The following is a 17,764-nucleotide window of genomic DNA, read 5'->3' as shown; positions in this document are numbered from 1 at the left end:
TAAAGTTGGCGCTTTCGCGCCCTTGTAGTAGATGGCGCATGTGCGCCGGCGAATAAGGTGTTAAGCCCCTGCCATGAAACCATCGCTCGTCCTAAGAATGGGCCAGCAACTGACGATGACCCCTCAGTTGCAACAGGCCATCCGACTGCTCCAGCTTTCCACACTGGATCTGCAACAGGAAATCCAGGAAGCCCTGGAGTCCAACCCGATGCTCGAACGCCAGGAAGAAGGCGAAGACTTCGACAACAGCGATCCCATGGCGGACAACGCCGAGTCCAAGCCCCCCGCCGAGCCGCAGGAGACCAGCTTCCAGGAAGCCGCTCCCACGGTGGACAACATCGAGGACGGCGAATGGAGCGAACGCATTCCCAATGAGCTGCCGGTAGACACGGCCTGGGAAGATATCTACCAGACCAGTGCCAGCAGCCTGCCCAGCAATGACGATGACGAGTGGGACTTCACCACCCGCACCTCGGCCGGCGAGAGCCTGCAGAGCCACCTGCTGTGGCAGTTGAACCTGGCGCCGATGTCCGATACCGACCGGCTGATCGCCGTGACGCTGATCGACTGCATCAACAGCCAGGGCTACCTGGACGAAACCCTCGAGGAAGTCTGCGAATCCTTCGACCCGGAACTGGACATCGAACTCGACGAAGTCGAGGCCGTGCTGCACCGCATCCAGCAGTTCGAGCCGGCCGGTATCGGCGCGCGCAACCTGGGCGAATGCCTGTTGCTGCAACTGCGCCAACTGCCGTCGCGCACGCCCTGGATGGCCGAAGCGCAGCGCCTGGTCAGTGACTACATCGACCTGCTCGGCAGCCGCGACTACAGCCAGTTGATGCGTCGCATGAAGCTCAAGGAAGACGAACTGCGCCAGGTCATCGAACTGGTCCAGAGCCTCAACCCGCGCCCAGGCTCGCAGATTGAATCGAGCGAAGCCGAATACGTGGTGCCCGACGTGATCGTGCGCAAGGACGCCGACCGCTGGCTGGTCGAACTCAACCAGGAGGCCGTGCCGCGCCTGCGCGTCAACGCACAGTACGCAGGTTTCGTGCGCCGCGCCGACACCAGCGCCGACAACACCTTCATGCGCAATCAGTTGCAGGAGGCACGCTGGTTCATCAAGAGCCTGCAGAGCCGCAACGAGACCCTGATGAAGGTCGCCACCCAGATCGTCGAGCACCAGCGTGGCTTCCTCGACCACGGTGACGAGGCAATGAAGCCGCTGGTGCTGCACGATATCGCCGAGGCAGTGGGCATGCACGAATCGACCATCTCGCGGGTAACCACGCAGAAATACATGCACACCCCGCGCGGCATCTACGAACTGAAATACTTTTTCTCGAGCCACGTGAGCACCGCCGAAGGCGGCGAATGCTCGTCCACGGCGATCCGCGCGATCATCAAGAAACTGGTCGCGGCGGAAAATCAGAAAAAGCCATTGAGTGACAGCAAGATCGCTGGTTTACTGGAGGCACAAGGCATCCAGGTAGCCCGTCGCACCGTCGCCAAGTACCGCGAGTCTCTCGGCATTGCACCGTCGAGCGAACGCAAGCGATTGATGTGATGTAGCGCTTCCTGAGATGTGCCACCGCAATTCAGTGGCAGGCGCAATACCTGCCTCTTATGCACCGGCAACAAAGGAGAAGCTGTATGCAAGTCAATATCAGTGGACAGCATGTAGAAGTCACTCCGCCCCTGCGCGAGTATGTTGAGCAGAAGCTGAAACGACTGGAGGGGCATTTCGACAAGATCACCAACGTTCAGGTCATCATGAAGGTCGAAAAGCTTCAGCAGAAAATTGAGGCTACCTTGCAGATTCCGGGCGGCGAAGTGGTTGCCAACGCCGAGCATGAAGACATGTATGCAGCGATCGATGCCTTGACTGACAAGCTCGACCGCCAACTGAAAAAACACAAGGAAAAACAGCAAAGCCTCCTGCAAGGTGCAGCGGCCCGCTGACCCCCCTCACTCATGATCCGACTAGAAACCATCCTGACCCCCGGCCGTTCCCTCGTGAACGTGCCGGGCGGCAGTAAAAAGCGTGCGCTCGAACAGATTGCCAATCTGATCGGCAAGGAAGTGCCCGAACTGGACACCCAGGTCGTGTTCGAAAGCCTGATCGCCCGTGAAAAACTGGGCTCGACCGGCTTCGGCAACGGTATTGCGATCCCCCACTGCCGCTTGAAAGGTTGTGAAAACCCAGTAAGCGCCCTGCTGCACCTGGACACCCCGATCGATTTCGACGCCATCGATGGCGCCCCCGTCGACCTGCTGTTCGTGCTGCTGGTCCCGGAAGCCGCCACCGATGCGCACCTCCAGCTGCTGCGCCAGATCGCCAGCATGCTTGACCGTCAGGACGTGCGCGAAAAACTGCGTGCGGCCAAAAGTAATCAATCCCTGTACCAGGTCGTACTGGACGTGCAAAACGAGCACTGAACATGCGCTTGATCATCGTCAGCGGCCGGTCTGGCTCCGGCAAGAGTACCGCCCTCGCGGTACTCGAGGACAACGGCTACTACTGCATCGACAACCTGCCTGCCGGGTTGTTGCCGCAACTGGCCGAAAACGCCCTGATCAACACCGAGCTCATGCAGCCGCTGGTGGCCGTCTCGATAGACGCGCGTAACCTGCCCAGCCATCTCAGCCGCTTCCCGGAGCTGCTGGAAGATGCGCGTAGCAAGCATATCCATTGCGACGTGGTGTACCTGGACGCCGACGAAGACACCCTGCTCAAGCGCTTCTCGGAAACCCGCCGGCGCCACCCGCTGACCAATACCCAACGCTCACTGGCCGAAGCCATTCGGGTCGAGAGCGAGTTGCTGGGGCCGATTGCGGACCTGGCCGATCTGAAGATCGACACCACAAACCTCAACCTCTACCAGCTACGCGACGCGATCAAGCTGCGCCTGCTCAACCAGCCCGAGCCGGGCACCGCGTTCCTGGTCGAGTCGTTCGGCTTCAAGCGTGGCATGCCGGTCGATGCCGACCTTGTATTCGACGTGCGCTGCCTGCCCAATCCGTACTGGAAGCCCGAGTTGCGTGAGCATTCCGGGCTTGAACAGCCGGTGATCGACTACCTCGCAGCACAACCGGACGTCGAGGAGATGTTTCAGGACATCTCCAGTTATTTGCTCAAATGGCTGCCGCGCTTCGCCGCCAGCAATCGAGCCTATGTCACCATTGCCATTGGCTGCACCGGGGGTCATCACCGCTCGGTGTACCTCACCGAGCGCCTGGGCCAGTTACTGCAACAAACACTGAAGAACGTCCAGGTCCGCCACCGCGACCTCTAGCCCCCAGGATCCCACTCGCGATGCCCGCTCAAGAAATAACCATCATCAACAAGCTGGGGCTGCACGCTCGGGCAGCGGCCAAGTTCGTTGGCGTGGCAGGCAAGTTCCAATCCAAGGTACGCGTAGGCCGTACGCCAGAGTCCATGGTCGACGGCAAGAGCATCATGTCCGTGATGATGCTGGCCGCGGGCAAAGGCACGCAGATCCATCTGCATACCGAAGGCGAAGACGAGGATGCGGCACTCCAGGGGCTGATCGAGCTGATCAACAACTACTTCGACGAAGGCGAGTAACCTCGCCCTCTCGCGTCAGGACAACGCGGTATCCATTACCATCATCAGGCAGAAGCCGATGCACAGCCCAAGGCTTGCCAGGCGATGATTGCCGTTGCTGCGTGACTCCGGAATGATCTCCTGAGTCACCACCAGCAACATGGCACCGGCCGCAAAAGCCAGGCCCAGCGGCAGCATCAGTTCGGCGACACTGACCACCCAGGCGCACAGCACCGCCGCCAGCGGCTCTACCAGCCCGGACGCAGCGCCAATCAGGAACGCCTTGAAACGGCCCATGCCCGCACCGGCCAATACCAGCGCGATCACCAACCCCTCCGGCACATCCTGCAGGGCGATGCCCATGGCCAGGCTGTCGGCATCCGCCATGCCACCGCCCGCCGACACGCCAATGGCCATGCCCTCGGGAATGTTGTGGGCAATGATGGCAATCACGAACACCCAGATACGCGCCGGGATCACCGGCTTGCCAGGCGTCGCAACCAAGGCATCAGGCGATACAGCCGACACCTTGCGGTCGACCAGGTACAGGCAGAATGCGCCGAACAACAGGCCGAAGCTGATCAGGCCACCGGCCCCCCACTTGCCGAAGCCGACCGCTTGCGCGGCATCCAGGCCCGGGATGATCAGCGAGAACGCAGTCGCCGCCAGCATCACGCCGGCGCCGAACCCCAGCAGGGTGTCGGCCACCGCCACCGGCATGCTGCGAATCACCAGCACCGGCACCGCGCCCAACGCCGTGCCCAATGCACACAGTGCACCACCCTCCAGCGCGCGCAGCATGCGCGGCTCCAGGTTCAGCCAGGCAAAGCCCTGCACCACCAGCAAGGCAGTGCCCACCAGCAACAGCAGCGTACCCAGCGCCAGCCGAAACAGGCGCACACTGCCAATGGCCATCACATCCGAGCGCATACCGCTACGACTCACACCAGGGCGGCGACGTAGCGACGTTCTACTTCGGACCAGTTGATCACGTTGTAGAAAGCGCCGATGTATTCGGGACGACGATTCTGGTACAGCAGATAGTACGCATGCTCCCAGACATCCAACCCGAGGATCGGCGTGTTGCCACTCATCAGCGGGCTGTCCTGGTTGCCGCTGCTCTCGACCACCAGCGTCTTCTCGGGGGTGACGCTCAGCCATGCCCAGCCACTGCCGAAACGCGTCAGCGCGGCCTTGGTGAAGGCGTCCTTGAACGCCTCGAAGCCGCCCAACTGGTCATCGATCGCCTCGCCGACTGCACCGTGCGGTACACCGCCGCCTTGCGGTGCCATCACTGTCCAGAACAGGCTGTGGTTGGCATGCCCGCCGCCCTGGTTGATGACCGCTGCCTGCAGGTTCTGCGGCAGGGTGTTCACGCTGGCGACCAGCTTCTCGATCGGCCACTCGGCGTATTCGGTGCCCTCGAGGGCGGCATTGAGGTTGTTGATGTAGGTCTGGTGATGCTTGCTGTGGTGGATCTGCATGGTCTGGGTATCGATGTGCGGTTCCAGCGCATCGTAGGCGTAAGGCAATGCAGGCAAGGTATGCGGCATATCAGTGGGTTCCATAGTGAGAGGCTGAGGGCTGTAGTTGTTCCTGGCCGGCGAGCAGGGCCGGTTGCGCCCCTTGGCGATAGAGCAGACGTTCAGTGCGCGGGTACTGGCCGTACTCGCTGATGAAGTTCAACAGTTCGGTATAGGTCGCACCGCTCTGGCGCAACGCTGCGTCGCGCAGCGTCGGCGACAGGCGCTCATCCTGGGCGGTCTGCAGCAGCCGCTGGTGAATGGCGCAGAGGTATTCCGCGCTTTCCTGCGGCTGCTTCAGGCGAAGGTGCAGATCGGCCAGGTTGTGATGCGAGATGACACAGGCGGCCACCGCTTCGTCGGCATCCTGCCAGCGCTCGAACAACACCTGGGCCAAGGCCAGGGCCTGCAAGTACAACTCGCGGGCGTCTACCAGGTCGCCTTGCTGGAACAGGCGGTTGGCTATTTCAGTGGTGCGTTTCCAATGCTGCATGACAAACCTCCAAAAGCGGTGGGCGGTGTCAGATACCGCCAGCCGTGAGCTTTTCCGGATCGAGCAGGGTTTCCAGCTGGCTACGCGGCAGATCGGTGTGCTCCAACGCCACCTCAATGATCGGCCGGCCCTGCTTGTAGGCGGTCTTGGCGATTTCGGCAGCCTTCTGGTAGCCGATGATCGGGTTGAGCGCGGTCACCAGGATCGGGTTGCGCGCCAGGGCTTCCTTGAGCTTGGGTTCATTGACCTTGAAGCTGGCAATCGCCTTGTCGGCCAGCAGGCGGCTGACGTTGGCCATCAGTTCGATGCTGCTGAGCAGGTTCTGCGCAATGATCGGCAGCATCACGTTGAGTTCGAAGTTGCCCGACTGACCGGCCACTGCAATGGTCGCGTCGTTGCCGATGACCTGGGCGGCGACCATGGCGGTGGCTTCCGGGATCACCGGGTTGACCTTGCCTGGCATGATCGAGGAGCCAGGCTGCAGCCCTTCGAGCTCGATTTCACCCAGGCCCGCGAGCGGGCCGGAGTTCATCCAGCGCAGGTCGTTGGCGATCTTCATCAGGGCCACGGCGGTCGCCTTGAGCTGGCCCGAAGCTGCCACCGCAGTGTCCTGCGAGCCGATCAGGGCGAACAGGTTCTCACCCGGCACGAAGGTCACCTGGGTCAGGCTGCTCAGTTGCTGACTGAAACGCGCGGCGAATTCAGGGTGGGCATTGATCCCGGTACCAACAGCGGTGCCGCCCTGGGCCAGCGCCTGCAGGCTTGGCAGCGTATCGTTCAGATGACCGATGGCGGCCTTGATCTGTGCAGCCCAGCCACCCAGCACCTGGCTCATGCGCACAGGCATCGCATCCATCAGGTGGGTACGCCCGGTCTTGATGAACGGGTGCACCTGCTCGGCCTTGTGCTCGATGACCTGCACCAGGTGCTTGAGCGCCGGCAACAACTGCTCGTGCAGGGCCAGCGCGGCACTCACGTGGATGGTGGTGGGGATGATGTCGTTGCTGCTCTGGCCGCAATTGACGTGATCATTGGGGTTGACCGTGTCGCCCAGCACGCGGCTGGCGAGGGTAGCGATCACTTCGTTGGCGTTCATGTTCGAACTGGTGCCGGAACCGGTCTGGTACACATCGACCGGAAAGTGCTGCATGAAATCGCCAGCCAGCAGTTGCTCGACGGCGGTGACGATGGCTGCGCCGTGGGCCTGGCTGATCTGCTCCAGTTCCACGTTGGCCTTGGCCGCAGCAGCCTTGGCCAGCAGCAGTGCACGGATGAACTGGGTCGGCATGCGCTGCCGGCTGACAGGGAAGTTGTTCACCGCGCGCTGGGTCTGGGCACCATACAGGGCCTCGGCCGGCACCTGCAGCTCACCCATGCTGTCACGCTCGATACGGGTATTACTCATCATCAAGTCCTTGCATCAGTTCAGCGAAAGAAATCGAAGGCAGCAGCGTGCAGTTCGCCAGTTGCAGGGCGAAGGGCTGCCAGCGCTGGCCGTGCTCGCCACCGTCGAGCTTGCGCAACTGCAGCAGGGGCTTCCAGGCCTGGTCCAGGCACAGACAGCGCCAATGCCACGGCAGCATGCGATCGCACGCGGTGTCGAGCAACAGGCGGAAGGAAGTCAAGGCGACGGTCCAGGCTGACGTGTCGGTGCAGCAGACCAGGTAACGCCCTTCGGCGAGATAGTGTTCGATCAGGCGCGGCTCGTCGGGCTCGAGCGCGCAGCGAATGCGCCGGCTCAGCCAGCGCCAGTTTTCGAGGTAGGGCAATTCGTGAAGGACAGGTCTCATGAACATCATCGCCTAGATAATGATAGTCATTATTAAGTGATAATCAGAATCAGTTCAAGTGCAACCAAAGGCGAAAAGCAAAAAGCCCGACGCAAGGGCCGGGCTTCAAATAGAGGTGTCAAGGTGTTTGACAGGGCCCCTTCGCTGGCAAGCCAGCTCCCACAGGGTCAGTGTACATCGCACCTTGTGGGAGCTGGCTTGCCAGCGAAGAGGGCGGCTAGGTCAGCTACCCGCGACAGTCATGCGCTCGATCAGCACCGACCCAGTATGAATGTTGCTGCGGGTTTCAAGATCGTTACCGATCGCGACAATTTGCTGGAACATGTCCTTCATGTTGCCCGCGATCGTGACTTCCTGCACGGCGAACTGAATCTCGCCATTCTCCACCCAGTACCCCGCCGCACCGCGCGAATAATCGCCAGTGACCATGTTCAGGCCGTGCCCCATCAGCTCGGTGACCAGCAGACCGCGGCCCATGCGACGCAGCAGCGCTGCCTGGTCTTCAACGCCATGGGTCACATAGAGGTTATGCACACCACCGGCATTGGCGGTACTCGGCAGACCGAGTTTGCGCCCGGAATATGTCCCCAGCACGTACGACACCAGCTCGCCGTTTTCGACGAACGGCTTGGCATAGGTGGCCAGGCCGTCACCGTCGAACGAAGCGCTGCCCAGCGCACGCTGCAGGTGCGGGCGCTCGTCCAGGGTCAGCCAGCTGGGGAACAGGCGCTGCCCCATGCACCCCTCCAGGAAGGACGACTTGCGGTACAGGTTGCCGCCGGAAATCGCCCCGAGGAAGCTGCCGAACAAACCACCGGCCAGCTCCGCCGAAAACAGCACTGGTACCTCGCAGGTGGGTACAGGGCGCGCGCCCAGGCGTGACGCCGCACGCTGCGCCGCGCGTCGACCAATGCTCTGCGGGTCGGCCAGCAACTCGCCCTGGCGGTTCACGTCGTACCAGTAGTCACGCTGCATCTGCCCGTCGCCCTCGGCGATCATCACGCAGCTCAGGCTGTGGCGGGTAGACGCATAGCCGCCGATGAAACCATGGCTGTTACCGTACACGCGGCAACCCTGATGGGTGCTCAACGTGGTGCCATCGGCGTTAAGTATGCGCGCATCGGCATCGAACGCCGCCGCCTCGCAGGCCAGCGCCTTTTCGATCGCCTGCTCGGGCGTGATGTCCCAGGCGTGGTACAGATCGAAGTCTGGCAGGTCACGGGCCATCAGGGCCGGATCGGCAAGGCCGGAGCAGTCATCCTCGGAGGTGTGCCTGGCAATCGCCAGGGCGGCGGCGACGGTCTCGCGAATGGCCTCGCTGCCGCTGGCCGACGTGCTCGCCGAGCCCTTGCGCTGCCCCACATACAAGGTGATGCCAAAGCCCTGGTCGCGGTTGAACTCGACGGTTTCGACTTCACGCTGACGCACCGAGGTCGACAACCCCTGCTCCAGCGACACGGCCACTTCGCAGGCGCTGGCGCCCTGGCGCCGGGCCTCGGCGATAATCTGTTCGACCTGTTCCTGCAACGCCGGCAAGGCCTGCGGACCTACGCTCTGAACTGCACTCATGGTTTTCTCCACTCAAATTCTGCGTTCGGCACGGGTCAATCTACGACCGGACCGGACAAGCGGCCCCCGACTGGTTATCATGGCGGCGATTCTCAGCGGACTGCCCCCATGGTTGATTCTTACGACACCGCCTTTGACGGCGAAAAAAGCAAAACCCAGATCAAGCGCGAGATGCAGGCGCTGGTTGATATGGGCGAGCGCCTCACTACGCTCAAGCCCGATATCCTGGCCAAACTGCCCTTGACCGACGAACTTCGCGCGGCCCTGGAAGAACACAAGCGGCACACCGCCAACGAAGCCAAGCGACGTCACAAGTCGTTCATCGGCAAGCTGATGCGTGACCAGGACATCGACGCGATCCTCGCGCTGCTTGACCAACTCGACGCTTCCTCTCGCCAGTACAACGAGCGGTTCCACAACCTCGAACGCTGGCGTGACCGGCTGATCGAAGGTACCGACGAAGTCCTGGAGAAATTTGTCCAGGAATACCCCGACGCCGATCGCCAGCAGCTGCGCTCGCTGATCCGCCAGGCCCAGCACGAGCTGGCACGCAACAAGGCCCCCAGCGCCAGCCGCAAGATCTTCAAGTACATCCGCGATCTGGACGAGATTCAACGCGGCCTGCGGTGAATTTCGCGACCGGGCAGGCGCCCTGCCCGCCCGGTTTCATCTTCATGCGCCCGTGCCACCCACGGTGATCGCATCGATCTTCAGGGTCGGCTGGCCAACGCCGACAGGCAGCGACTGCCCATCCTTGCCACACGTCCCCACCCCACTGTCCAACGCCAGGTCGTTACCGACCATCGACACCCTGCTCATGGCTTCCGGGCCATTGCCGATCAGCGTCGCGCCCTTGATCGGCGCGGTGATCTTGCCGTCTTCGATCAGGTAGGCCTCGCTGGTGGAGAACACGAACTTGCCGCTGGTGATGTCTACCTGGCCGCCACCGAGGTTGGCGCAGTAGATGCCGCGCTTGACCGAGGCGATGATCTCGGCAGGGTCGCTCTGGCCAGCCCGCATGTAGGTGTTGGTCATGCGCGGCATCGGCAGGTGCGCATAGGACTCGCGCCGGCCGTTGCCGGTGACCGCCATGCCCATCAGGCGCGCGTTGAGCTTGTCCTGCATGTAGCCCTTCAGAATGCCGTTCTCGATCAGCGTGGTGCACTCGGTCGGGGTACCCTCGTCGTCCACGCTCAGCGAACCGCGACGGCCTTCCAGGGTGCCGTCGTCGACAATGGTGCACAGGCTCGACGCAACCTTTTCGCCCAGCTTGCCGCTGTAGGCAGAGCTGCCCTTGCGGTTGAAGTCGCCTTCCAGGCCATGCCCGACCGCTTCGTGCAGCAGCACCCCCGACCAGCCTGCGCCCATCACCACCGGCAAGGTGCCCGCCGGTGCCGGCATCGCCTCCAGGTTGACCAGCGCCTGGCGCAACGCTTCGCGCGCAAAGCCCATGACCCGTTCATCGGTGAAATACCGATAGTCGGTTCGCCCGCCACCGCCGTGCCCGCCGCGCTCGCGACGGCCGTTCTGCTCGACGATCACGCTGACGCTGAAGCGCACCAGCGGCCGTACGTCGGCGGCCAGGCTGCCATCGGCGGCGGCAATCAGAATGCGCTCCCACACCCCGGCCATGCTCACGCTGACCTGCTGAATACGCGGGTCGAGGGCACGCGTGGCGACGTCGACACGCTTGAGCAGCTCGACCTTTTCGGCGCGGCTGAGCACGTCCAGCGGGTTGCCTGGCGCATACAGCGCGGTCACATCCTGGCTCTTGAAGGCCTGCACGCTGCCGTTCTGCCCGGCACGCGAGATCGACCGGGCTGCGCGTGCGGCCGAGGTCAGGGCTTCGAGGTTGATCGCGTTGCTGTAGGCGAAGCCAGTCTTCTCGCCCGACTGGGCACGCACGCCGACGCCCTGGTCGAGGTTGAAGCTGCCTTCCTTGACAATGCCGTCTTCAAGCGCCCAGGACTCCGAAATCTGGCCCTGGAAATACAGGTCGGCGGCGTCGATTCCCGGCCCGGCCAACTCGCCCAGCACCGATTGCAGGCTGTCGAGGGTCAGGCCGCCCGGCGCCAGCAGGTGATCGCTGACAGTGGATAACAACTCGCTCATAGTCACTCCGAGGTGTGCGCAGGCCGCATGGCGCCCTGCGAAAAAAAAGCGCCGGTGCGAGGCCACCGGCATCCGCGTCCGAATGGACGCCTGCTCGCTGCTGTCGCGGGGCGCCAGCAGCACCGCTTCGCCGCTGGCCTGTTGGACGACGATACGCCCCCAGGGGTCGACGATAGCGGCATGGCCATGGGTTTCCCGTGGCCCCGGGTGCGTACCGCCCTGGGCGGCCGCCAATACGTAACACTGTGTCTCTATGGCCCGGGCACGGATCAGCACTTCCCAGTGCGCCGCGCCGGTAACGGCGGTAAACGCCGCCGGTGCCGTGATCAGTTCGGCCCCGGCCTCGCGCAAGGCACTGTACAGCTCGGGAAAACGCAGGTCATAGCACACGCTCAGGCCCACACGCCCTACCGGGGTATCGGCCACCACCACCTGCGCACCGTGGGCATAGTCGTCCGACTCCCGGTAGCGCCCGCGGCTGTCGGCCACATCCACGTCGAACAGGTGCAACTTGTCGTAGCGGGCGACCTGCTCGCCATGCGCGTCGACCAGCAGGGAGCAGGCATGGGCTTTGGCCTCGGGCTGGTCGAGCGGCGGCAACGGCAAGGTGCCCGCTACAATCCATAACCTGAGGTCGCGTGCGGTCTGTTTCAACCACGGCAGTATCGGCCCCTCGCCCAGCGCCTCGGCACGGCCGATGGCCGCGCTGTCGCGCCGGCCCATGGCGGCGAAGTTTTCCGGCAGCACGGCCAGCCGTGCACCGCCTTCGGCAGCCTGTTCAAGCAGGGCCCTGGCCCTGGCCAGGTTGGCCAGCACGTCGTCCTGGCTGACCATTTGAATCACCGCTGACGTCATGTCCATGTCCTAGCGCGACTTTTCGAAAGGTTTGATAAAGCTAATCTTAGGCTCTTTCCACGGCCCCTCGACGCGATAATGCACGCTGGCATAGCGCGCCACCCGATCGCCCAGCAGCCGGTCCACCAGAAACAGCGCACCACCCACCGCCGGCGCACCGACAATCAGTGCGGCCAGGGGCAGGTTGTTGGTCACCGGCAGGGTAACCTGCAAGGTCGCATCGACCCGGTCGCGCACCATGTCCAGGGTGCCGTCCAGCTCAAGATTGCTCGATGGGCCGGTCAGGGTGATCGGCTCGCGGGTCACGTACACCCCGTCGCTGGCCACCAGCAGCCCCTTGACCCGGTCATAGCTCAGGCCCTTGTCGAGCAGGTCGGAGAAATCCAGGCGCAGGCGGCGGCCGATGGAGTTGAAGTTGAGCAGGCCGAATACGCGCAGGGCCTGGGCACCACCCTCGACCTCGACGAACTGGCCCTTGCGCAGCGACGCATCGAGGCTGCCGGAGAACCGTTTGAGGCTGACCCACGCCGGCGAGCCCTGCCAGCGTCCGTCCACGTCCAGGCGGAAATCGCGGCTGGTCACCGTGGGCGCGAAGCCCCACGACTTGAGGATATCGGCGAGGTTCTTGCCTTCCAGGCGCCCCTTGTACCAGCTGTCGCTCTTGCCCGGCGCGCCTTCCCAACCGGCGCTACCGTCAATCACCAGGCCCTTGAGGCTCAAGTCCACGTCATTGAGCGCGACCCCCCCTGGCGGTCGGGCGGGCCTTGAGCGCGAAACTGCCCAGCAGGTCATCGCCGCGAAACAGCTTGCCGATCGTCAGGTCGATTGCCGGGATCTTGCGCGGATCGACCGAGGCCAGCGGGTCAGGAGCATCCGGCGACGTCGCTTCGGCGGGGTCGGCCGGGGGCAGGTGGATGGTCGGCAGGTTGATCACGATCGGCGCGCCCCTGGCATCCGGGATACGCGCATTGCCGATGACCTCCAGGCTGTCCAGGCGCAGGGCCCAGAAGGTGCTGCTACGGTCCAGGCGCACCACCGCCTGGTTGAGCGTCTGGCCAAAGCCCTTGAGCTGGCCGATGCTCAGGTCCACGCTGCTGAGGGTCTGGCGGGCGCTGCCGCCCGGATCGTCACCGGCCACACGCTGCAGCTGTTGCTGCCAGGGTTCCAGGTCCAGCTCGGCCAGGCGCCCGCGCACGCGCAGCCCCTGGCCAGGCGGCAGTTGCGCGGTGCCCGTGCCCAGCAGCAGGTCGCCACGGCCCTGGTCCAGCTTGCCGGCAGGGGCCGCATAGGCAAGCCTGGCGATATCGGCATAGGTGAAGTCAAAACGTCGCTCAGGGCCCTGCAGGTTCATCTTGAACTGGCTGGTGCGGGTTTCATTGGCCGCCTTGCCGAACGGTGGCGGCAGGTCGACCGTCAGGCCCTTGAGGCTGGAGTCGACACTCAACAGGTTTTCACGGCTGCCCACACTCACTTGCAGTTGATACGGCATTTCGCCCGACGCCGGCAGCGCCTGGCTGACCTTCAGCCAGTCGGTCAGCGCCTTGAGTGCGATCTGCCCCTTGGCCGCGATACGGGTCTGCAACTGGCCCGGCTTGCCCTCGGCGAAGATCTGCGCACTGATCGGCTTGTCGAACGCCTGGGCGGTGATGTTCTGGCCACTGAGCCCCTTGTCGAAGTCGAAGCTGAAGTCCCCCTTGAGCTGCCTCAGTTCAAGCGGTGGCTCACTGAGCTTGAGGCGCGCCTGCTCGGTGCTGAAGTCCACCACTACCTTGGGTTGCTCGCCCTTGGCCAGCGGCACATCGAGTTTGAGCTTGCCACGCAGCGGCCCCTCGCCCTCCCAGCCAGCGAAGGTCGGCCCGGTGCCGATCGGGGCCTCCTGCAGGATCTTCACACCGTCCGCCAGGCGCCCGTCGAACCGGCCCTGAAGGTACAGGTGCGAAGGCTCGCCCTGGTTCACATGGGGGATATTCACCTGCACGTCACGCACCTGGGTATCGAGCAACTGCCCGCTGCGGGCATTGACCCGTACCCCGGTGTCCTCGATGAACACATCGCCATCGACCTTGCGCACGTGGGGCCAACCCGGCTGGAAGTCCAGCTCGGCATCATGCACCTTGAAGAACAGGCTGATGCTGCGCGACTCGGGTGTCGCACCATGCGCCAGCGAGCCCTGGTACTGGAAGTAGCCTTCGTCCACCGCACCCTTGAGGATCGCGGTACGCAACCAGTGGTCCAGCGCCGGGCTGAGCACCTGGGGCAGGTACTTGGCGGTGTAGCGTCCGTCGCCGTCCACCAGGCCCACACGCAGGTCCATATAGTCTTCACGGGCCTCGTCGAACAGCAGTCGGATCAGGAAGTCACCGGCGATCCTGCCCTCCTCGCCCAGCACCTGCAGGTACGGTGCGATCAGGGTGAAACCTTCTTGGTCGAGGCGCCAGGTCAGGCGCGCATTGGCTTTGAGGTAATGCCACGGGTCGGCGAAGATCGGCGTCAGGTGCAGCATGAACCTGTCGGTGTCCAGGCGCAGCTCGCCCTGCCCCAGGTCGCCGCTGATGCTGCCGCTGACGTTGCCCGCCGCTGGCGCACCGTGATAGGCATCGAAGCCGACCCGTTCCAGGTTGGCGGCAAAACTCAGGCGCTGGTCACCCTGTGCCTTGGGCCGCAGGTCCAGGCGCACGTTGCGCAGGCCACCAGTCACCTTCAGGCCATCGACCACCGCCATGGCCTTGTCGGGCAATGGCGCCAGCGCGTGCACGATCGGGGTCAACGGGGTCAGGTCGAGGCGATCGGCCTGTACCGTCCACAGTTCATCGGCCTTGTCCGTGGCGGCGCTCTGACGTACCTGTACATGGGATTCCCAGCGCGTCTCGCCCAGGCTCATGGCCAGGGAGTCGAGCACCACCTCGATACCCTCGCCATCGCGGCGCAGCCAGGCGTTGAGCGCCAGGTTGTCCAGCGCCACGGCCTTGCGCTCGGCATAGGCGCCCTTGAGGCGCGGAGCGTTCAGGCGCAACGTCGCAGTCTGCAACTGACCTTTGCTCCAGCCCACCCACACCTCGCCACCGGCGCGCAACTCACTGGCCTTGTACTGGCCCAGCACGCGGGCCGGCAGCCACTTGGACCAGTCGCTCTGCGGCAGGCTCAGGTAAGCGTCTACCGCGCCATCGCGCCACTGCGCGGGGCGCACGCGGCTGCGCAGGCTCAGGCTCACGGGCTGGCCATCGGGCAGGGTCAGGCGCGCATCCAGGCGCTGGCGCACACTGCCGGTCTGCAGGCCAAGGCCGACATAGGTAAGGGTCATGGGGTCGTGGCCGAACGGCTCCAGGGTGACCTGGCTGTCGAGCACCGACACCCTGGACACCACCTGGGAGCGCTCGAGCAACTGCTGCACATCCAGCGGCTGATCGTCCTTGACCGGCAAGCCCTTGAGGCTCCAGCGACCGTTTTCATCTTCACGCAGGTTCAGTTGCAGGCCGCCCAACTCGACCTGGGCAAGGCGCACCTGGCGCGCCCGCAGGCTGGCCCACAGGTCTGGCACGACCTTGACCTCGTCCAGGCGCAACGCACCCGCCCCGTCCCCCAGTTGCACGTCACGCACGTGCAACACAGGTGCAAGTCCGCTCCAGCGGCCCTCCAGCGCACCGATATGCACCGGCATGCCCACCGCCGCCTCAACCTTCTGTTCCACTTCGGCACGGTATTCGGCCACCAGCGGTATGAGTTCACGGCCCAGGCTGACGTACAACGCCACCAGTACCGCAAGCAGGGCACTGATGCCCAGCCCCCAGCGGGTCAGGGTGCCCAGAACGCGGATCAGACGCTCCATGGCAAAGGCTCCCCGTATGGTGCAGTAACTATGGCCCGGTACGCCGGGTTTGCCAGCACGGGAAGTATTTCAGCGCGAGTCAGAGCAGCACCACATCATATTGTTCCTGGGAGTACATCGACTCCACCTGGAAGCGAATGGTTCGCCCGATGAAGGCCTCCAGCTCCGCAACGTTACCTGACTCTTCGTCGAGCAGGCGGTCGACCACCTTCTGGTTGGCCAGCACCCGGTAGCCTTCGGCCTGGTAGGCACGGGCCTCGCGCAGGATCTCGCGGAAGATCTCGTAGCAGATGGTCTCGGGGGTTTTCAGCTTGCCGCGCCCCTGGCAACTGGCACATGGCTCGCACAGCACCTGCTCCAGGCTTTCGCGGGTACGCTTGCGGGTCATCTGCACCAGCCCCAGTTCGGTGATGCCGATGATGTTGGTCTTGGCGTGGTCGCGCTCCAGCTGCTTTTCCAGGGTACGCAGCACCTGGCGCTGGTGCTCTTCGTCTTCCATGTCGATGAAGTCGATGATGATGATCCCGCCGATGTTGCGCAGGCGCAGCTGGCGAGCGATCGCGGTGGCCGCCTCCAGGTTGGTCTTGAAGATGGTCTCTTCGAGGTTGCGGTGGCCGACGAACGCCCCGGTGTTCACATCGATGGTGGTCATCGCCTCGGCCGGGTCGATCACCAGGTAGCCGCCGGACTTGAGCGGCACCTTGCGGTCGAGGGCGCGCTGGATCTCGTCCTCGACCCCATACAGGTCGAAAATCGGGCGCTCGCCCGGGTAGTGCTCCAGGCGGTCGGCGATCTCCGGCATCAGTTCAGCCACGAACTGCGTGGTTTTCTGGAAGGTCTCCCGCGAGTCGATGCGGATCTTCTCGATCTTGGGGTTGACCAGGTCGCGCAGGGTACGCAGGGCCAGGCCCAGGTCTTCGTAGATTTCGGTGGGTGCGCCCACGGTCTTGATCTGCGCGCCGATCTGGTCCCACAGCCGACGCAGGTAGCGGATGTCCATGAGGATTTCATCGGCACCGGCGCCTTCGGCGGCGGTGCGCAGGATGAAACCGCCGGCGTCCTGGATGTTCTCCTGGGCGATGCAGTCGGCCACCACCTGCTTGAGCCGCTCACGCTCGCCCTCATCCTCGATCTTCAACGAGATGCCGACGTGGCTGGTACGCGGCATGTACACCAGGTAGCGCGACGGGATCGACAGTTGCGTGGTCAGGCGCGCGCCCTTGGAGCCGATCGGGTCCTTGGTCACCTGCACCACCAGGCTCTGCCCCTCGTGCACCAGGGCGCTGATGGTCTCGACGGTCGAGCCTTCGCGCTGGGAGATTTCCGACGCATGGATGAACGCGGCGCGCTCCAGGCCGATATCGACAAACGCCGCCTGCATGCCGGGCAGCACCCGCACCACCTTGCCTTTGTAGATATTACCGACGATGCCGCGGCGCTGGGTGCGCTCGACATGCACTTCCTGAAGAACACCGTTCTCCACCACCGCCACGCGTGATTCCATCGGCGTGATATTGATCAGAATCTCTTCACTCATGGCAGGCTCTCGTCAAAGGTCTTCAGCTAATGATGGATTGCCCGGCGGTCGCTGGCGAGCAATAAACAGGTCGGGATGATTCCTCGCTCAACGGGCCGGCAGGCTTTGCCAGCAGGGGATCGCGAAATGATCGAGCAATTCGGCGGTTTCACTCAGCGGCAAGCCCACCACCGCCGAGTAGCTGCCGTGCAGCCCCTTGACGAAAACCGCCGCCAGGCCCTGGATCGCATAGCTGCCGGCCTTGTCCTGCGGCTCGCCGCTGGCCCAGTAGGCCTGGGCTTCGTGCGCGGTGATCTGGCGCAGGCTGACCAGGCTGCCGACCTGCACGCTCAGGCATTGCTCGCCGTCGGTCAGCGCCACGGCAGTCAGTACCTGGTGCTCGCGACCGGACAGCGCCGCCAGCATGGCCAGCGCATCCTCGCGGTGCAGTGGCTTGCCAAGGATCTGCCCGTCGAGCACCACGGCGGTGTCGGCGCCCAGCACGGCCAGCG

The 17,764-nt window shown here is 63.9% G+C and carries 15 protein-coding genes and 2 pseudogenes; 6 read left to right on the top strand and 11 right to left on the bottom strand.

Annotation, left to right across the window (positions count from 1 at the left end; genetic code table 11):
- The first annotated feature begins 73 nt into the window (after window positions 1-73).
- From KUO17_RS08910 to KUO17_RS08890, 5 genes are all read left to right on the top strand, one after another.
- Entirely contained in the window at window positions 74-1,567 is a 1,494-nt protein-coding gene (locus KUO17_RS08910; RefSeq protein WP_217975074.1) for an RNA polymerase factor sigma-54, read from the top strand.
- Between the two features lie 86 nt (window positions 1,568-1,653).
- Complete coding sequence (gene hpf / locus KUO17_RS08905) at window positions 1,654-1,962, top strand: ribosome hibernation-promoting factor, HPF/YfiA family (protein ID WP_163943012.1); 309 nt, start codon at window positions 1,654-1,656, stop codon at window positions 1,960-1,962.
- Between the two features lie 12 nt (window positions 1,963-1,974).
- Complete coding sequence (ptsN, locus tag KUO17_RS08900) at window positions 1,975-2,439, top strand: PTS IIA-like nitrogen regulatory protein PtsN (protein ID WP_217975072.1); 465 nt, start codon at window positions 1,975-1,977, stop codon at window positions 2,437-2,439.
- A gap of 2 nt (window positions 2,440-2,441) precedes the next feature.
- A complete protein-coding gene (rapZ, locus tag KUO17_RS08895; RefSeq protein WP_217975069.1) occupies window positions 2,442-3,296 on the top strand; it encodes an RNase adapter RapZ in 855 nt (284 codons plus the stop codon).
- Window positions 3,297-3,316: 20 nt separating this feature from the next.
- On the top strand, window positions 3,317-3,589 hold the full coding sequence (locus KUO17_RS08890) for an HPr family phosphocarrier protein (protein ID WP_217975067.1): 273 nt from the start codon (window positions 3,317-3,319) through the stop codon (window positions 3,587-3,589).
- A gap of 15 nt (window positions 3,590-3,604) precedes the next feature.
- On the opposite strand, the gene KUO17_RS08885 is transcribed toward KUO17_RS08890, so the two are convergent.
- From KUO17_RS08885 to pmbA, 6 genes are all read right to left on the bottom strand, one after another.
- Window positions 3,605-4,498 carry a ZIP family metal transporter gene (locus KUO17_RS08885; RefSeq protein ID WP_217975065.1) on the bottom strand — a complete coding sequence of 298 codons (894 nt, stop codon included), beginning with the start codon at window positions 4,496-4,498 and terminating at the stop codon, window positions 3,605-3,607.
- Window positions 4,499-4,509: 11 nt separating this feature from the next.
- Window positions 4,510-5,121, bottom strand: coding sequence for a superoxide dismutase (locus KUO17_RS08880; RefSeq protein WP_217975063.1), 612 nt, complete (start codon window positions 5,119-5,121; stop codon window positions 4,510-4,512).
- Window position 5,122: 1 nt separating this feature from the next.
- Entirely contained in the window at window positions 5,123-5,584 is a 462-nt protein-coding gene (locus KUO17_RS08875; protein WP_217975061.1) for a DUF2753 domain-containing protein, read from the bottom strand.
- A gap of 28 nt (window positions 5,585-5,612) precedes the next feature.
- Window positions 5,613-6,989 (bottom strand): class II fumarate hydratase, encoded by a 1,377-nt coding sequence (locus tag KUO17_RS08870; RefSeq protein WP_217975059.1) that lies wholly within the window; start codon window positions 6,987-6,989, stop codon window positions 5,613-5,615.
- Window positions 6,982-7,383 (bottom strand): FagA protein, encoded by a 402-nt coding sequence (locus tag KUO17_RS08865; RefSeq protein ID WP_217975057.1) that lies wholly within the window; start codon window positions 7,381-7,383, stop codon window positions 6,982-6,984. Before KUO17_RS08865 ends, KUO17_RS08870 begins: the two co-directional genes overlap by 8 nt.
- A gap of 213 nt (window positions 7,384-7,596) precedes the next feature.
- The gene (pmbA, locus tag KUO17_RS08860) at window positions 7,597-8,943 is read right to left on the bottom strand and encodes a metalloprotease PmbA (protein WP_217975055.1); all 1,347 of its coding nucleotides are present in this window, start codon (window positions 8,941-8,943) and stop codon (window positions 7,597-7,599) included.
- Window positions 8,944-9,051: 108 nt separating this feature from the next.
- Here pmbA and yjgA point away from each other — a divergent pair, with 108 nt between their 5' ends.
- Window positions 9,052-9,573 carry a ribosome biogenesis factor YjgA gene (yjgA, locus tag KUO17_RS08855; RefSeq protein ID WP_217975053.1) on the top strand — a complete coding sequence of 174 codons (522 nt, stop codon included), beginning with the start codon at window positions 9,052-9,054 and terminating at the stop codon, window positions 9,571-9,573.
- Between the two features lie 42 nt (window positions 9,574-9,615).
- On the opposite strand, the gene tldD is transcribed toward yjgA, so the two are convergent.
- From tldD to KUO17_RS08830, 5 genes and pseudogenes are all read right to left on the bottom strand, one after another.
- Window positions 9,616-11,055 (bottom strand): metalloprotease TldD, encoded by a 1,440-nt coding sequence (gene tldD / locus KUO17_RS08850; protein ID WP_217975115.1) that lies wholly within the window; start codon window positions 11,053-11,055, stop codon window positions 9,616-9,618.
- Window positions 11,056-11,097: 42 nt separating this feature from the next.
- A pseudogene (locus KUO17_RS08845) lies at window positions 11,098-11,910 on the bottom strand (carbon-nitrogen hydrolase family protein); the annotation flags it as partial.
- A gap of 9 nt (window positions 11,911-11,919) precedes the next feature.
- Window positions 11,920-15,736 (bottom strand): annotated as a pseudogene (locus KUO17_RS08840) (YhdP family protein).
- A gap of 79 nt (window positions 15,737-15,815) precedes the next feature.
- Complete coding sequence (gene rng, locus KUO17_RS08835) at window positions 15,816-17,273, bottom strand: ribonuclease G (protein ID WP_217975051.1); 1,458 nt, start codon at window positions 17,271-17,273, stop codon at window positions 15,816-15,818.
- An 87-nt stretch (window positions 17,274-17,360) separates the two neighbouring features.
- Window positions 17,361-17,764 (bottom strand): Maf family protein (locus KUO17_RS08830; protein ID WP_217975049.1); only part of this gene is annotated, 404 nt, incomplete at its 5' end.

Origin of the sequence: Pseudomonas aegrilactucae, from assembly GCF_019168305.1 — a bacterium.
In the GTDB taxonomy this organism is placed as follows: Bacteria; Pseudomonadota; Gammaproteobacteria; order Pseudomonadales; family Pseudomonadaceae; genus Aquipseudomonas; species Aquipseudomonas aegrilactucae.
Note: the sequence above shows the minus strand (reverse complement) of the source record. Positions and strands in the feature narration are given on the sequence as shown.

Excerpts from the sequence above, each read along its gene's own strand:
- KUO17_RS08910 (WP_217975074.1), top strand. The coding sequence starts at position 74 with ATGAAACCATCGCTCGTCCTAAGAATGGGCCAGCAACTGACGATGACC.
- hpf (WP_163943012.1), top strand. The coding sequence starts at position 1,654 with ATGCAAGTCAATATCAGTGGACAGCATGTAGAAGTCACTCCGCCCCTG.
- ptsN (WP_217975072.1), top strand. The coding sequence starts at position 1,975 with ATGATCCGACTAGAAACCATCCTGACCCCCGGCCGTTCCCTCGTGAAC.
- rapZ (WP_217975069.1), top strand. The coding sequence starts at position 2,442 with ATGCGCTTGATCATCGTCAGCGGCCGGTCTGGCTCCGGCAAGAGTACC.
- KUO17_RS08890 (WP_217975067.1), top strand. The coding sequence starts at position 3,317 with ATGCCCGCTCAAGAAATAACCATCATCAACAAGCTGGGGCTGCACGCT.
- KUO17_RS08885 (WP_217975065.1), bottom strand. The coding sequence starts at position 4,498 with ATGCGCTCGGATGTGATGGCCATTGGCAGTGTGCGCCTGTTTCGGCTG.
- KUO17_RS08880 (WP_217975063.1), bottom strand. The coding sequence starts at position 5,121 with ATGCCGCATACCTTGCCTGCATTGCCTTACGCCTACGATGCGCTGGAA.
- KUO17_RS08875 (WP_217975061.1), bottom strand. The coding sequence starts at position 5,584 with ATGCAGCATTGGAAACGCACCACTGAAATAGCCAACCGCCTGTTCCAG.
- KUO17_RS08870 (WP_217975059.1), bottom strand. The coding sequence starts at position 6,989 with ATGAGTAATACCCGTATCGAGCGTGACAGCATGGGTGAGCTGCAGGTG.
- KUO17_RS08865 (WP_217975057.1), bottom strand. The coding sequence starts at position 7,383 with ATGATGTTCATGAGACCTGTCCTTCACGAATTGCCCTACCTCGAAAAC.
- pmbA (WP_217975055.1), bottom strand. The coding sequence starts at position 8,943 with ATGAGTGCAGTTCAGAGCGTAGGTCCGCAGGCCTTGCCGGCGTTGCAG.
- yjgA (WP_217975053.1), top strand. The coding sequence starts at position 9,052 with ATGGTTGATTCTTACGACACCGCCTTTGACGGCGAAAAAAGCAAAACC.
- tldD (WP_217975115.1), bottom strand. The coding sequence starts at position 11,055 with ATGAGCGAGTTGTTATCCACTGTCAGCGATCACCTGCTGGCGCCGGGC.
- rng (WP_217975051.1), bottom strand. The coding sequence starts at position 17,273 with ATGAGTGAAGAGATTCTGATCAATATCACGCCGATGGAATCACGCGTG.